Origin of the sequence: Delftia sp. ZNC0008 (genome assembly GCF_000799035.1) — a bacterium.
GTDB classification, from domain to species: Bacteria; Pseudomonadota; Gammaproteobacteria; order Burkholderiales; family Burkholderiaceae_C; genus Comamonas; species Comamonas tsuruhatensis.
On sequence record NZ_JTKZ01000468.1, the window covers coordinates 1 to 13,779 of the forward strand.

The 13,779-nt window shown below is 66.9% G+C and carries 15 protein-coding genes; 4 read left to right on the top strand and 11 right to left on the bottom strand.

Annotation, left to right across the window (positions count from 1 at the left end; all coding sequences use genetic code 11):
• Window positions 1–60: 60 nt before the first annotated feature.
• From L995_RS15850 to L995_RS15875, 6 genes are all read right to left on the bottom strand, one after another.
• Window positions 61–681: an RNA polymerase sigma factor gene (locus L995_RS15850; RefSeq protein WP_047472582.1), complete on the bottom strand. Its 621-nt coding sequence runs from the start codon at window positions 679–681 to the stop codon at window positions 61–63.
• Between the two features lie 181 nt (window positions 682–862).
• On the bottom strand, window positions 863–1,600 hold the full coding sequence (locus tag L995_RS15855; RefSeq protein ID WP_016450275.1) for an amino acid ABC transporter ATP-binding protein: 738 nt from the start codon (window positions 1,598–1,600) through the stop codon (window positions 863–865).
• A 25-nt stretch (window positions 1,601–1,625) separates the two neighbouring features.
• On the bottom strand, window positions 1,626–2,297 hold the full coding sequence (locus tag L995_RS15860) for an amino acid ABC transporter permease (protein ID WP_016450274.1): 672 nt from the start codon (window positions 2,295–2,297) through the stop codon (window positions 1,626–1,628).
• A 1-nt stretch (window position 2,298) separates the two neighbouring features.
• Window positions 2,299–3,051, bottom strand: coding sequence for an amino acid ABC transporter permease (locus tag L995_RS15865; RefSeq protein ID WP_016450273.1), 753 nt, complete (start codon window positions 3,049–3,051; stop codon window positions 2,299–2,301).
• Between the two features lie 113 nt (window positions 3,052–3,164).
• Complete coding sequence (locus tag L995_RS15870; protein ID WP_016450272.1) at window positions 3,165–4,064, bottom strand: transporter substrate-binding domain-containing protein; 900 nt, start codon at window positions 4,062–4,064, stop codon at window positions 3,165–3,167.
• A gap of 441 nt (window positions 4,065–4,505) precedes the next feature.
• Window positions 4,506–5,441 (bottom strand): LysR substrate-binding domain-containing protein, encoded by a 936-nt coding sequence (locus tag L995_RS15875; protein ID WP_016450271.1) that lies wholly within the window; start codon window positions 5,439–5,441, stop codon window positions 4,506–4,508.
• 341 nt (window positions 5,442–5,782) lie between these two features.
• On the opposite strand from L995_RS15875, the gene L995_RS15880 reads away from it, so the two are divergent.
• The 3 genes from L995_RS15880 to L995_RS15890 are packed head-to-tail and all read left to right on the top strand — an operon-like array spanning window position 5,783 to window position 8,693.
• Window positions 5,783–6,322, top strand: coding sequence for a TRAP transporter small permease (locus L995_RS15880; RefSeq protein ID WP_016450270.1), 540 nt, complete (start codon window positions 5,783–5,785; stop codon window positions 6,320–6,322).
• On the top strand, window positions 6,319–7,617 hold the full coding sequence (locus L995_RS15885; RefSeq protein WP_016451794.1) for a TRAP transporter large permease: 1,299 nt from the start codon (window positions 6,319–6,321) through the stop codon (window positions 7,615–7,617). Before L995_RS15880 ends, L995_RS15885 begins: the two co-directional genes overlap by 4 nt.
• A gap of 32 nt (window positions 7,618–7,649) precedes the next feature.
• Window positions 7,650–8,693, top strand: a complete 1,044-nt coding sequence (locus L995_RS15890) for a DctP family TRAP transporter solute-binding subunit (protein WP_016451795.1) — start codon at window positions 7,650–7,652, stop codon at window positions 8,691–8,693.
• 158 nt (window positions 8,694–8,851) lie between these two features.
• Here the strand turns inward: L995_RS15890 and L995_RS15895 are convergent, their stop codons facing one another.
• The gene (locus L995_RS15895) at window positions 8,852–9,508 is read right to left on the bottom strand and encodes a TetR/AcrR family transcriptional regulator (RefSeq protein ID WP_047472583.1); all 657 of its coding nucleotides are present in this window, start codon (window positions 9,506–9,508) and stop codon (window positions 8,852–8,854) included.
• A 116-nt stretch (window positions 9,509–9,624) separates the two neighbouring features.
• Between L995_RS15895 and L995_RS15900 the strand changes: the two genes are divergently transcribed.
• Window positions 9,625–10,056, top strand: a complete 432-nt coding sequence (locus tag L995_RS15900; protein WP_231574448.1) for a hypothetical protein — start codon at window positions 9,625–9,627, stop codon at window positions 10,054–10,056.
• A gap of 16 nt (window positions 10,057–10,072) precedes the next feature.
• Here L995_RS15900 and L995_RS15905 read toward each other — a convergent pair whose 3' ends face one another.
• From L995_RS15905 to L995_RS15920, 4 genes are all read right to left on the bottom strand, one after another.
• Window positions 10,073–11,020, bottom strand: coding sequence for a 2-hydroxyacid dehydrogenase (locus tag L995_RS15905; RefSeq protein WP_016451798.1), 948 nt, complete (start codon window positions 11,018–11,020; stop codon window positions 10,073–10,075).
• Between the two features lie 78 nt (window positions 11,021–11,098).
• A complete protein-coding gene (locus L995_RS15910; protein WP_047472585.1) occupies window positions 11,099–12,061 on the bottom strand; it encodes a PDR/VanB family oxidoreductase in 963 nt (320 codons plus the stop codon).
• Window positions 12,062–12,097: 36 nt separating this feature from the next.
• The gene (locus tag L995_RS15915; protein ID WP_047472586.1) at window positions 12,098–13,186 is read right to left on the bottom strand and encodes an aromatic ring-hydroxylating dioxygenase subunit alpha; all 1,089 of its coding nucleotides are present in this window, start codon (window positions 13,184–13,186) and stop codon (window positions 12,098–12,100) included.
• A gap of 30 nt (window positions 13,187–13,216) precedes the next feature.
• Window positions 13,217–13,779 (bottom strand): MFS transporter (locus L995_RS15920; protein WP_047472587.1); only part of this gene is annotated, 563 nt, incomplete at its 5' end.

Sequence of the window (13,779 nt, forward strand, 5' to 3'; positions counted from 1 at the left end):
CCGCGTTGTCATGCAGCCCCACCAGCTCCTGCGGCGAAACGCCCGGGGGAAGTTCGTTGCTCATCGTGTGTTCTCTGCGGCGCCCGGCCGCTGCTCGTCTGCGCGCAGCAGGGCACGCATTTGCTCGGCGCTGGCGTAGCGTACGCGGATCTCGCAATAGGACAGTGCCCGGCTCAGGTGGCGCGAGACCATGCGCACGGTGATGTCCATGCGCTCGGCCGTCTGCTCCAGCGTCAGTTCCTGCACGCGGTGCAGCACGAAGGCCTGGCGCTGGCGCTCGGGCAGCTCGTTCAGGGCATCGCGCAGCCGGGCCAGGCGCTGGCGGCGCTCATCGTCCAGCGCATGGTCGGCTCCGTCGCGGGCCGGCAGGGCCTCGACCTCGTCGCAGCAATCCTCCACGGACACCAGCCGCACACCGGCCTGCTGCGGCGCCGTGCGGTGCGTGAAGGCCGCCACGCTGCGCACGACCTGATGCAGATAGGGCCGCTCTTCGTCCACAGGCAGGCGCTTGTCGGCCGACAGCATGCGCACGAAGACTTCCTGGGAGGCATCCTCGATATCGGCCGGGCTCTTGAAGTACCGCGCCAGCATGCGCTGCAGCGGCTTGCGCCAGCGGGTGTAGAGACTGCGGGAATGGCCACCGGGCTCTCCCGGGGCGTCGTCGCGCTTCATGGCAGGCATGGCACGGCGGATGTGGAAATTGTCCGGTGGCGGGGAAATGGGGGCGGGATCTGGAGCACGGTGCAAACAGCTGAGCCGGCGATTGTATCGAGAACGATTCTCATCATCGTCTCGCCGCGGCCACAAAAAAGGGGCGCCGAAGCGCCCCCTTGATTGTCGTGCCCGCAAGGGCCGCACCGGTTCAGTGCTGCAGGATCTTGTTGAGGAATTCCTTGGTCCGGGGCTGGCGCGCTTCCGGGTTGCCGAAGAATTCGTCCTTGGAGCAGTCCTCCAGGATCTTGCCGCCCACGTCCATGAAGATCACGCGGCTGGCCACCTTGCGCGCAAAGCCCATTTCGTGGGTCACGCACATCATGGTCATGCCTTCGTTGGCCAGGCCAATCATCACGTCCAGCACTTCGCCGACCATTTCGGGGTCCAGCGCGGAGGTGGGTTCGTCGAACAGCATCACGATGGGGTCCATGGACAGCGCGCGCGCAATGGCCACGCGCTGCTGCTGGCCGCCCGACAGCTGGCCCGGGAACTTGTCCTTGTGCGCCGTCAGGCCCACGCGGTCCAGCATCTTGAGGCCGCGCTTCCTGGCGTCGTCCGCGCTGCGGCCCAGCACCTTGACCTGGGCGATCGTCAGGTTCTCGGTCACCGACAGGTGCGGGAACAGCTCGAAGTGCTGGAACACCATGCCCACGCGGCTGCGCAGCTTGGGCAGGTTGGTCTTGGGATCGTGCACGGCCACGCCGTCCACGAAGATCTCGCCCTTCTGGAAGGGCTCCAGCGCGTTGATGGTCTTGATCAGCGTGGACTTGCCCGAGCCCGACGGGCCGCAGACCACCACGACCTCACCCTTCTGGATGTTGGTGGAGCAGTCGGTCAGCACTTGAAAGCTGCCGTACCACTTGGAAACGTTCTTGAGTTCAATCATTGCAATTCCTCAATGGGGTGCTGGCTCATCGAATGATGGCAATTTTCTTGTGCAGGCGCTTCACTGCCCAGGACAGCGAATAGCACAGCACGAAGTAGGTCACGCCAGCGGCCAGATAGGATTCGATGGGACGGCCGTAGTTCTTGCCGGCCACTTCGAAGCCCTTGAGCATGTCGTAGGCACCGATGGCGTAGACCAGCGAGGTGTCCTGGAACAGGATGATGGTCTGCGTCAGCAGCACGGGCAGCATGTTGCGGAAGGCCTGGGGCAGCACCACGAGGCGCATGTTCTGCCCATAGGTCATGCCCATGGCCTGGCCCGCGAAGACCTGGCCGCGCGGGATGGACTGGATGCCCGCGCGCATGATCTCGCTGAAGTAGGCCGCCTCGAAGGCGATGAAGGTGATGATGGCCGAGACCTCGGCGCCGATGGGCCGCCCGATGATCAGCGGCATCAGCAGGAAGAACCACAGGATCACCATCACCAGCGGCACGGAGCGCATGCCGTTGACGTAGAGCGTGGCGGGCACATCGAGCCATTTCTTGCCCGACAGGCGCATCAGCGCCAGCAGCGTGCCGAAGAGCACACCGCCGATGGTGGCGATGACGGTCAGCGTCAGGCTGAAGTACAGGCCCTTCAGCACGAAGTTGCTGAACAGGTCCCAGGTGAAGAACGACCAGTCGATTTGCAGGTTCATGTCAGTGTCCTCCGCCGCTGGCAGCGATCAGGCCCGGGACGCGCGAGCGCTTCTCGATGAAGGCCATGATGCGGTTGATGGCAAAGGCGGAGACCACATACAGGCCGGTGACGGCCAGGTAGATCTCGATGCCGCGCGAAGTCTCTTCCTGCGCCTGCATGGCGAACATGGTCAGTTCGGCCACGGACACGGCAAACGCCACGGACGAGTTCTTGAACACGTTCATGGTCTCGCTGGTCAGCGGCGGAATGATGATGCGAAACGCCATGGGCAGCAGCACGTAGCGGTAGTACTGGAACGTGGTGAAACCCAGCGCCATGCCCGCATAGCGCTGGCCGCGCGGCAGCGCCTGGATGCCGGAACGCACCTGCTCGGCGATACGGGCCGAGGTGAAGAAGCCCAGCGCCAGCACCACGAGCACGAAGCCCGGCAGGGACTTCAGCGCGGGGAAGATGGACGGCACCACGTGGTACCACATGAAGATGTGGACCAGCAGCGGAATATTGCGGAACAGTTCGACCCAGGCATTGCCCAGCCGCACGATCCACGGCCGGTCGGGCAGCGTGCGCAGCGTGCCGATCAGCGAGCCGACGATCAATGCGATCAACAGCGACAGCAGCGACACGGAAATGGTCCAGCCCCAGGCCGACAGCATCCAGTCGAGGTAGGTGATGTCGCCGTTCTTGCCGAAGCAGCTTTGACCGACCTCTTGGGTAATGGTGTCCTGGCAGAACACCTGCCAATCCCAACTCATAGGAGCACCTCTTTATTCAGATTCTTGAAAAATGCACTACCGGCAAAAACGGCGCCGCAACAAAAAACGCCCCTTCCAACCGCATGGCAGAAGGGGCGGCATTCAGCTGGTGCTTACTTGACTTCGTACGACTCCATGGGCTTGTCGTTGGGGTTGGCCCATGCGTCCTTGGTGGCGTCGGACAGCGGCAGGCCGACCTTCACGTTGGCCGGGGGAATCGGCTGCATGAACCACTTGTCATAGAGCTTGGCCAGGGAGCCGTCGGCGATCTGGCGCTTGATGGAGTCGTCCACGGCCTTCTTGAAGGCGGGGTCGTCCTTGCGCAGCATGCAGGCGATGGGCTCGACCGACAGGGTTTCGCCGACGATCTTGTAGTCGGCAGGTGCCTTGGACTTGGAGATGTTGGCGGCCAGGATGGAGCCGTCCATGATGAAGGCGTCGGCACGGCCGGTTTCCAGCATCAGGAAGCTGTCGGCGTGGTCCTTGCCCATGACTTCCTTGAAGGTCAGGCCGTCGGCGCGCTTGTTCTTGCGCAGGGTCTGCACCGAGGTGGTGCCCGTCGTCGTGACGATGGTCTTGCCGTTCAGGTCCTTGATGCCGGTGATGCCGGAGTTGCCCTTGACGGCGATGCGCACTTCTTCCACATAGGTGGTCACGGCGAAGGCCACATCCTTTTGGCGGGCCTGGCTGTTGGTGGTGGAGCCGCACTCGATGTCCACGGTGCCATTGGTCACCAGGGGGATACGGTTCTGCGAGGTGACGGGCTGGTACTTGATGTCCAGCTTGGCCAGGCCCAGCTGCTTCTGGATGTCGGCCAGCACGCGCTCGCCCATCTCGGTGTGGAAGCCCACGTACTTGCCATTGCCCAGCGTATAGCCCAGGCCGGAGGATTCACGCACGCCCAGCGTCACGGCGCCGGAGGACTTGATCTTGGCCAGGGTGTCGCCAGCCTGCGCAAAAGCGCTGCCTGCAGCCAGGGCGGTCACGGCGATGGCCAACAAATGCTTCTTCATACGGGTCTCCTGAGATGAGAACGAAAACGGTCTTGATGAGAACGGTCGAGTCGCCTTGTGGGCTGGCTCGAACTATCAACGATGTGACACATATTGTGCAATCACGCACGGTGCTGGAGCACCGACACGTGCTAGGGCTTTCCAGCACGTCAGCCAGATTCAGGTAAGCAACTGCCGTGCCATGGCACGCGTTTTTTGCCCGATCCAGCGCGCCTGCGGGCCTGCACACGGCGTGGCTGCTGTGCGCGCACTCTAATGCCAGGCGTGGCAGCACAGCCAATGCCGTTTGCAGAAACCCTTATGCATGCCATGCATAATAGGTGTTTACCCTAGGCATAACCCATGCACCAAGTCGGTCTCTTGACGGGCTTTGCCGTGCACCAGCGTGCAGCAAAAAGGGGCTCGAGAGCCCCTTTGTCTTCATGTGTGCCGCCTGGCGTGTCAGCCGATGGTCTCGCCCTGCTCCAGCAGGAAGTTCCACAGCGCGCCGGCCACGCCCTGGGGCGCATCCTTGCTGGTGGGTTTTTCGCGGTAGGCACGCACTTCCATGTCCATGCGGAAACCGTCGTCACCGGCAGGTGCCGCGCTGACCAGGCGGCCGGCCTCCAGCTCGTTGCGCACGGCGCTGAATGGCAAAAAGGCCACGCCATGGCCTTCCAGCGCCATGGCCTTGAGGCCTTCGGCCATGTCGGTCTCGTAGACGCGCTCCAGGTGCACGGCCTCGGCCGCTTCCTTGAGGATGAGTTCCGTCACGCGGCCCAGGTAGGCGCCCGGCGCATAGCCCAGGTAGGGCAGCGGCTGGCCCTGGCGGCCCGGCAGCTGGTGCAGCGGCAGGCCGTCGGCGTCGGGCCTGGCGTAGGGGGCGAGCACCTCATGGCCCAGGCTGACCATCTCGTAGCGCGCCGGGTCAAGCTGGAAGGGCTGGGACGGATGGAAGTAGGCGATCAGCAGGTCGCAGCCGCCCTCGACCAGGCGCATCACGGCGTCGTGCACGTTGAGCGCGAACAGCCGGCTGCGGAACGGCCCGAACTTGGCCTGCACGCTGGAGACCCAGTTCGGGAAGAAGGTGAAGGCCAGCGTGTGCGGCACGGCAAACCCCACCATGCCCTTGCCCGCGCTGACATGGGCCCGCAGCATGGTGCGCGTGCTCTGCAGCGACTGCAGCATTTCCAGCGCCTGGTCATACATGGTCTTGCCGGCCGGCGTGAGCCGGGTCGGGTAGGAGCTGCGGTCCACAAGGTCGGTGCCGGCCCAGGCCTCCAGTGCCTGGATGCGGCGCGAGAACGCAGGTTGCGTCACATGCCGCAGTTGGGCGGAGCGGCTGAAACTGCGTGTTTCAGCCAGGCTGACGAAATCTTCTAGCCATTTGGTTTCCATGCCCGCCATTATCCGCTGTGATGGAAGGCACCCCCTGAGCGGCTACGCCGCTTCCCCCTCTCTCTCCGGGAGGGGGACGACACCCTCGGTGCGGGGCGGCGCGGCCGGCGTAGGCCCTTCCTCGGTGCCTCCACGCCGGGCATGCCCGTATCATCGTCCCGCATGGGCCGCCACACTGAGGAAACCGCCATCTGATGCGGCGCTCGTATGCGCACATAATGGCGCTGCGCCGCATTTACCCAATGTGACATTTTTTCCTCACGGCCCCCGGCACACGACGCCGAGGAAGCTCAGTGACTGCATCTGCCCCGCCATGTGTAATTTTCTGACTCCCCGCGTCCATGTCATCCCCTCCCACCGAAAACGGCGCCGCTGAGACGCCTTCCCAGCCGGACGAGCCGCGTTCGCTGCGCATCGAGGACTGGCTCACCGTGGTCATCATGGCCCTGCTGGCCCTGATCACCTTCGCCAATGTGCTGGTGCGCTACTTCACCTCCTCGTCCTTCGCGTGGACCGAGGAAATCTCGGTCTTCCTGATGATCCTGCTGGCCATGGTCGCGGGCTCGGCGGCCGTGGCGCGCAACGCCCACATCCGCATCGAATACTTCGCCGAAGGCGGCAGCGCCCTGCGCAGGAAGCGCCTGGCGCGCTTCGGCACGCTGATGGTGGCCCTGCTGTTCGCGGTGATCGCCGCACTGAGCGTGCGCGTGGTCTGGGACGACTACCGTTTCGAGGAAACCTCGCCCGGCATCGGCGTGCCGCAGTGGTGGTATTCGATGTGGCTGCCCATCTGCTCGGCGCTGATCACGCTGCGCGCGCTGCAACTGTTCCTGCGCCAGGGGCGCCCCGGCGCATTCGTGGACGAGGAGAAGGCGCCATGATCGCGACCCTGCTCTTCATCGCCTTCCTGGGCCTGATGCTCCTGGGCGTGCCCATCGGCGCGGCCCTGGGCCTGGCAGGTGCGGCCGCCATCGCGCTGGCCAGCCCCGACACGCAGTGGTTCGGCCTGCTGGCAGTGCCGCAGAACTTCTATGCCGGCCTGGGCAAGTACCCGCTGCTGGCGATTCCGATGTTCGTGCTCGTGGGCTCGATCTTCGACCGCTCGGGCGTGGCGCTGCGCCTGGTGAACTTCGCCGTGGCCATCGTGGGCCGCGGCCCCGGCATGCTGCCCCTGGTGGCGATTGCCGTGGCCATGTTCCTGGGCGGCATCTCGGGCTCGGGCCCGGCCAATGCCGCTGCCGTGGGCGGCGTGATGATCGCGGCCATGAGCCGCGCCGGCTATCCCGGCAGCTTCTCGGCCAGCGTGGTGGGCGCGGCTGCGGCCACCGACATCCTGATCCCGCCGTCCGTGGCCTTCATCATCTACTCGGTGCTGGTGCCCGGCGCCTCGGTGCCGGCGCTGTTTGCGGCCGGCATGATCCCCGGCATCCTGGCCGGCGTGGCGCTGATCGTTCCGGCCGTGTGGATGTCGCGCAGGCACAGGATGGGTGCGCTGGAATCGTCCATGCCGCGCCCGCCGTTCTGGCGCAGCCTGCGCGAGGCCTCCTGGGGCCTGGCCGCCCCGGTGCTGATCCTGGGCGGCATGCGCGCCGGCTGGTTCACCCCTACCGAGGCCGCCGTGGTGGCCGTGTTCTACGGCCTGTTCGTGGGCATGGTGATCCACCGCACCATCACGCTGCGCGACCTGTATCCCATCCTGCGCGAGGCCGGCGAGCTGTCGGCCGTGATCCTGCTGGTGGTGTCGCTGGCCGGCATATTCGCGTTCTCGCTGTCCACGCTGGGCGTGATCGATCCGGTGGCCAAGGCCATCGTGGAATCGGGCCTGGGCGAGTACGGCGTGATGGCGCTGCTGATCCTGCTGCTGATCACCGTGGGCATGTTCCTGGACGGCATCTCCATCTTCCTGATCTTCGTGCCGCTGCTGCTGCCGATCATGCAGCACTACCACTGGGACCCGGTGTGGTTCGGCGTCATCCTCACGCTCAAGGTGGCGCTGGGCCAGTTCACGCCGCCGCTGGCCGTGAACCTGATGGTGTCCTGCCGCATCGCGGGCGTGCGCATGGAGTCCACCGTGCGCTGGGTCGGCCCCATGCTGCTGGCCATGTTCCTGGTGATGATCGCCGTGATCGCCTTCCCGCAGCTGGCTCTCTGGCTCCCAGCACGCCTGGGCTACTGATTTCCCAAAAATTCAACAAGGAGACCTTCGCAATGAAACTTCGCACTTTCCTCGCCAGCGGCCTGGCCGCAGCGGCGGCCCTGGCCCTTTCGTCCGCTCCCGCAGTGGCGCAAACACCGGCCAAGTACAAGAGCGAGTACCGCATGTCGCTGGTGCTGGGCACGGCCTTTCCCTGGGGCAAGGGCGGCGAGATCTGGGCCAACAAGGTGCGCGAGCGCACCAACGGCCGCATCAACATCAAGCTCTACCCAGGCGTGTCCCTGATCCAGGGCGACCAGACGCGCGAATTCAGCGCGCTGCGCCAGGGCGTGATCGACATGGCCGTGGGCTCCACGCTGAACTGGTCGCCCCAGATCAAGGAGCTGAACCTGTTCGCCCTGCCCTTCCTGATGCCCGACTACGCGGCCGCCGACGCGCTCACGCATGGCGAGCCCGGCAAGCGCCTGTTCCAGCGCCTGGACAAGGCCGGCGTGGTGCCGCTGGCCTGGGGCGAGAACGGCTACCGCGAGATCAGCAACTCCAAGCACGCCATCAAGACCCCTGCCGACCTCAAGGGCCTGAAGATCCGCGTCGTGGGCTCGCCGCTGTTCCTGGACACCTTCACCGCGCTGGGCGCCAACCCCACGCAGATGAGCTGGGCCGATGCCCAGCCCGCCATGGCCAGCGGCGCCGTGGACGGCCAGGAAAACCCCGTCTCGGTCTACATGGCCGCCAAGCTGCAGTCTGTGGGCCAGAAGCATCTGACGCTGTGGGGCTACATCAACGATCCGCTGATCTTCGTGGTCAACAAGGACATCTGGGCCACCTGGACCAAGGAAGACCAGGACATCGTGCGCCAGGCCGCCGTGGACGCGGCCAAGGAGCAGGTCGTGATCGCGCGCAAGGGCATGATCGAGGCCGACAAGCCCCTGCTCAAGGACCTGGCCGCCAACGGCGTGACCGTGACCCAGCTCACGCCGGCCGAGCGCGAAGCCTTCGTCAAGGCCACGCGCCCCGTCTACGACAAGTGGAAGCAGCAGGTCGGCGCCGACCTGGTGGATGTGGCGGAGAAAGCCATTGCCGCGCGAACTCGTTAGAATGCTATCGGTTGATCGCACACTCCGGTAGAAGCAAAAGGCCCCGCTCTGCGGGGCCTTTTTTTTTCGCCATCCTGCTGCGCAGGAACAGCCCGGGCCTCCGGCACGCCATCAACGAACGCCATGCCCCATGATGGCCTCGGCGAATGGAACAGCCTCTATGAGGCAGCAGCGCCGGCGCCCTGCACGCCACCCAGCAACATGTCTGTCCCCATCTCGCACAGCAGCTCCTCCAGTGCACCCGAGGCGATCAGCGGCGAGGCCTCCAGCGAGGCGAAGCGCACCGTGCCCAGCACGGCCCGCGTGGCCACGTAAAGGCGCGCATAGGACAGCGAGGGGCCGCCCCAGCGCTGCAGGTGGGCGGCCATGCGCTCGGCGGTCTCGCGCATGGACAGGGCAATGCGCTCGTCACCATCCTGGCGCCAGGCAAAGCGCGCCAGCTTGCGCCGCGCAGGCGTGCGGCCCGCAAAGCCCTCGACGATGCAGGCGACCACGCCGCGCGCCACGGCCTCGCGCGGCAGGCGCTGTTCCGACGCCTGCTCCAGCCAGGTCTCGATGGCCGCGACGGCCGCAAGGCGCTGGCCATCGACCATGGCGCGCAAGACGACCTGCTTGTCGGGGAAGTACTGGTAGAGCGTGCCGATGGAGACGCCTGCGCGCTCGGCAATGCGATTGGTGGTGAGCGCGGCTTCGCCCTCGTTGACCAGAATCTGAGCTGCTGCCTGAAGAATGGCCTCCAGCGTGCGCTGCGCACGGGCCTGCACGGGCTGTCTTCTTCTCTGGGATTCAGTGGTAGCGGAGGTATGGGAGGGCATGCGGCAAAACCTGAGCACAAGGCGAGTTTTCTGCCCGGAGTTTAAGCACTACAGTGGCCGACCATTGCAGCAAATCCCAAGGAATACACCATGAAGAAGCATCAGCACACCGGCGCGTGGGAAGCCCTGCCGTGAAGGGCGTGCAACTGCTGGCCCTGGCCGCCGCCCTGTTCGACACGGCGGCCGCGCTGGCCCACTTCGCCTGCATCGTTTGGGGGGGACGTGGGCTGCGGCTCATGGGTGCCGGCGAGCGCATGGCGCGCATGGCCGAGGCCGGGCACTGGTATCCGCCGCTGGTGTCGGCGGCCATCGGCGTGGTTCTGTCGCTGCTGGCGGGGTATGCGCTGGCAGGCGCGGGCCTGCTGGGCCCCCTGCCCTTCATGCGCCCGGTGCTGGCCGGGGCCGGCCTGGTGCTGGTGGCGCGGGCCGTGGCCTATCCGTGGTTGAAACCACGCTTTCCGGACAACAGCGACCGCTTCTGGCATGTGTCCTCAGCCATCTGCCTGGTCATGGGACTGCTGCACCTGGCAGCAGCTCTTGGGAGGTAAAGGGCTGAATCCGGCCTCAGGCCGTGACGGGCGAGACCAGCGGGCGGCCTTCCAGGTGGCAGCGCATGTTGGCGATGAAGCGGTCCACCGAGGCCTGCACGGCTTCGGGCGACCAGCCGCCCACATGGGGGGTGAGCACCACGGCGTCCAGGTCCAGCAGTTCGGCTGGGGGCGCGGGTTCGCTTTCGTAGACATCCAGGCCCGCTCCGGCAAGGCGGCCTTCGCGCACGGCGGCGGCCAGGGCGGCGGTATCGACCACGCTGCCGCGCGCGATATTGACCAGATGGCCCTGCGGGCCCAGTGCGTCCAGCACCTGGGCGTTGACGAGATGGCGCGTACCCGGGCCGCCCGGCGTGGCGACCACCAGCACATCGGCCCATTGCGCCAGGGACAGCAGGTCGCCGAAGTAGCGGTGGGGTAGCCCGCTGCGCGGGCTGCGGTTGTGGTAGCCGATTTCCATCTCGAAGCCCAGCGCGCGCTGGGCGATCTTGGCGCCGATGGCGCCCATGCCCAGGATGCCCAGGCGCTTGTGCGAGACATTGGGCGGCAGCGGCATGGCGGTGCGCCAGACGCCGTCGCGCGTGGCGCGGTCCAGGCGCACCAGGCCGCGCACGGAGGCGATCAGCAGGCCCATGGCATGGTCGGCCACGCAGTCGTCATTGGTGCCTGCGCCGTTGCCCACGGCAATGCCGTGGGCCTGCGCATGGGCGACATCGATGTTCTCGTAGCCCGCGCCCAGCGCGCAGACCAGCCTGAGGGCGGGCATGCGCTGCATCTGCGCGGCCGACAGGCCGATGGAGCCTATGGTCAGCACGGCCTGTATGCGCGTGCCGTGCTCGGCGATGGCGGCCTCGCACTGGGCGGCGTCGGGCGCGTAGAGCAGGTCGAAGGAGGGAAAGGCCTGGGCCATCTGGCGCAGATGGGCCTCGGTATTGAAGTTGAGCACGAGCAGGGCAGGTTGCATGGCAGGAAGGCGGCGCCCGCCGCCACAGGGCGGGCCTTGGGGAAAACCTCATTGTGCGCCGGCCGGCCGGATCCAGCGCTACAGGTCCAGCACCAGCCGGGCGGATTTCGCGCGCGAGCAGCAGGGCAGGAACTGGTCGCAGGCGGCCTGCTCGTCGTCGGTCAGGTACATGTCGCGGTGCTCGGGCTCGCCCGAGAGCACACGCGTGAGGCAGGTGCCGCACACGCCCTGCTCGCACGAGGTCTGCACCTCCACGCCGATACCGGCCAGGGCCTGGACCACGGTCTGCTCCGGCGCCACGCGCACCACCTGGCCGGTGCTGGCGATCTCGATCTCGAACCCGGCATCGCCCTCGCGCTGCACGGCCTCGCCTGCAAAGAATTCGTAGTGCAGGCGGTCCTCGCTCCAGCCCGATGCGCGAGCCATGCCCAGGGCCGCGTCCATGAAGCCGCGTGGGCCGCAGACATACAGGTGCAGGCCCGCCTGCGGGGCGCCGAGGAGCTGCGCCATGTCGAGCGCACCCTCGCAATCCACATGCAGGTGCACGCGGTCGGCCCAGGGCATGGACTGCAGCAGGGCCGTGAAGGCCATGCGCTCGCGCGAACGCGCGCAGTAGTGCAGTTCGAAGTCGGCACCCTCGCGCGCCAGCTGGCGCGCCATGGCCAGCACGGGCGTGATGCCTATGCCGCCGGCCAGCAGCAGATGCCGCGCAGGGCCACCCGCATGCAGCGCGAAGTGGTTGCGCGGCGCGCCGATGGCGATCTGCTGGCCTTCCTGCACCTGTTCGTGCACGGCGGCCGAGCCGCCGCGCGAGGCGGCCTCGCGCAGCACGCCGACCACGTAGCGGCCGGTGTCCTGCGGGTCGTTGCACAGCGAGTACTGGCGCACCAGGCCGCCGGGCAGGTGCAGGTCGATGTGCGAGCCGGCCGTGAAGGCGGGCAGGCTCTGGCCGTCCAGCGGCACGAGTTCAAGGCTGCAGATGTCCTGCGCCTCGGCGCATTTGCGCGCGACGCGCACCTGGAGGATGGGGTTGGCTTGCATGGGAAGAAATCGCGGAAAGGGATGGGTTCGGAAAAATCAGGCCGCCGCCAGCGCCCGGGCGCTGGCCTCGCGCAGCCGGCTGATCACGCGGCGCGCGCGGTTGGGGCCGGCGTCCACGTGGATATCGATGACGGGGCGTGCGCCAAAGCGCTGCTGGTTGCGGAACTGGGCCTCGATGACGACCTTGTCCTCCTCGAAGGTGGCAGCCGTCTGGTCGATCACCAGGCGCGTGGTGTCCTGCATGTCGGGATGCGGGTTGGTGGCAATGGTCCAGAAGTAGTGGGCCGAATGCTCGGTCTCCGGCGTCACGCCGTGAAATCCCCGCATGTGAAAGCCCTCGCGCTGCGGATCGTCGAGCCGGCCGCTGCCTGCGTCCATGGCGCCGGTCCAGATGCACACGTGCGAGGGGTGGAACTCCACCTCCTGCCAGCGGTCGATGCGGCCCGCGAACGGCCAGGCCGCCGCATAGGTGGGCGGCGGGTCGGAGTCGGGCATCCAGCGCAGCACGGTGACGCTGTCCCCGTCCTGGCGGACCTGCAGCTCCGCATTCATGTGGATGCCGGCATTGCCGCCAATGGTCTTGAGGTGCACATAGCCCAGGTGGCTGAGGTCCAGCAGGTTGTCGTGGATGAGCTGGTAGGGCGCGTCGTAGTGGTAGACATCGCCGCCTAAGCGGTAGCGCGCATCGCCGTGCACGGGATAGGCGGGCGGCTCCTGCGCGGGCACGGAATCGGGCGTGGCGCCCATCCAGATCCAGAGGATCTGGTCACGCTCGCGCAGGTCGAAGGACTTGACGCAGGCCTTGGGCGGTATGCGCTGCTGGCCCGGAATCTCCAGGCACTGGCCGGCGCGGTCGAACAGCAGGCCGTGGTAGCCGCAGCGCAGGCCCCGCGCCTCCACCGTGCCGCAGGACAGCGGCAGCTCGCGGTGGCAGCAGCGGTCCTCCAGCGCGGCGACGCTGCCATCGGGCGTGCGAAACAGCACGACGGGCCGGCCCAGCAGGGTGCGTGCCAGTGGCGCGTCCTGCAGCTCCCAGGCAAAGCCGGCGACATACCACTGGTCCAGCGGGAAGGCAGGCGTGGAGGCAGGCGTGGAGGCGGGTGCAATGGTGGTGCATTCGGTCATGGGGTTCTCCTTCTTGTCTGCAAGTCGCGCTCAATGCGCCGACAGCGTGCGGCCCGTGGCTGCGGGCCTGCCGGCTTCGGGCCCCTGCAGCCGGTGCAGCGACACGATGCAGGCCGCGAACACGAAGGCCAGGCCATAGCCCACATAGAGCTGGCTGGGCGACCACGCGGCGTCCAGCAGCGAGCCCGCGACCATGGGCGAGACGATGGCGCCGATGCGCCCTATGCCTATGCCCCAGCCCACGCCGGTCACGCGCACCTCGCCGCCATAGACCATGGGCGCGATGGCATAGAGCCCGGCCACGCAGCCGTTGACGAAGACGCCGATCAGGAAGGCCAGCGCATACGACAGCAACAGCGAGCCCGGATTGCTCACGATGAAGCACAGCAGCACGGCCGTGGCCAGCATGAAGCCGGCCAGTGCGCGGTGCACGGGATAGCGCGCCGCCAGCAGGCCCAGCAAGGTGGCGCCCAGGATGCCGCCCAGGCTCAGCAGCACGCCGCCGGTCACGCCCTGCTCGGGCGTGAGGCCCGAGGCGGCCAGCAGCTTGGGCGTCCAGCTCATGACGAAGTAAAAGCCGAACATCAACGCGG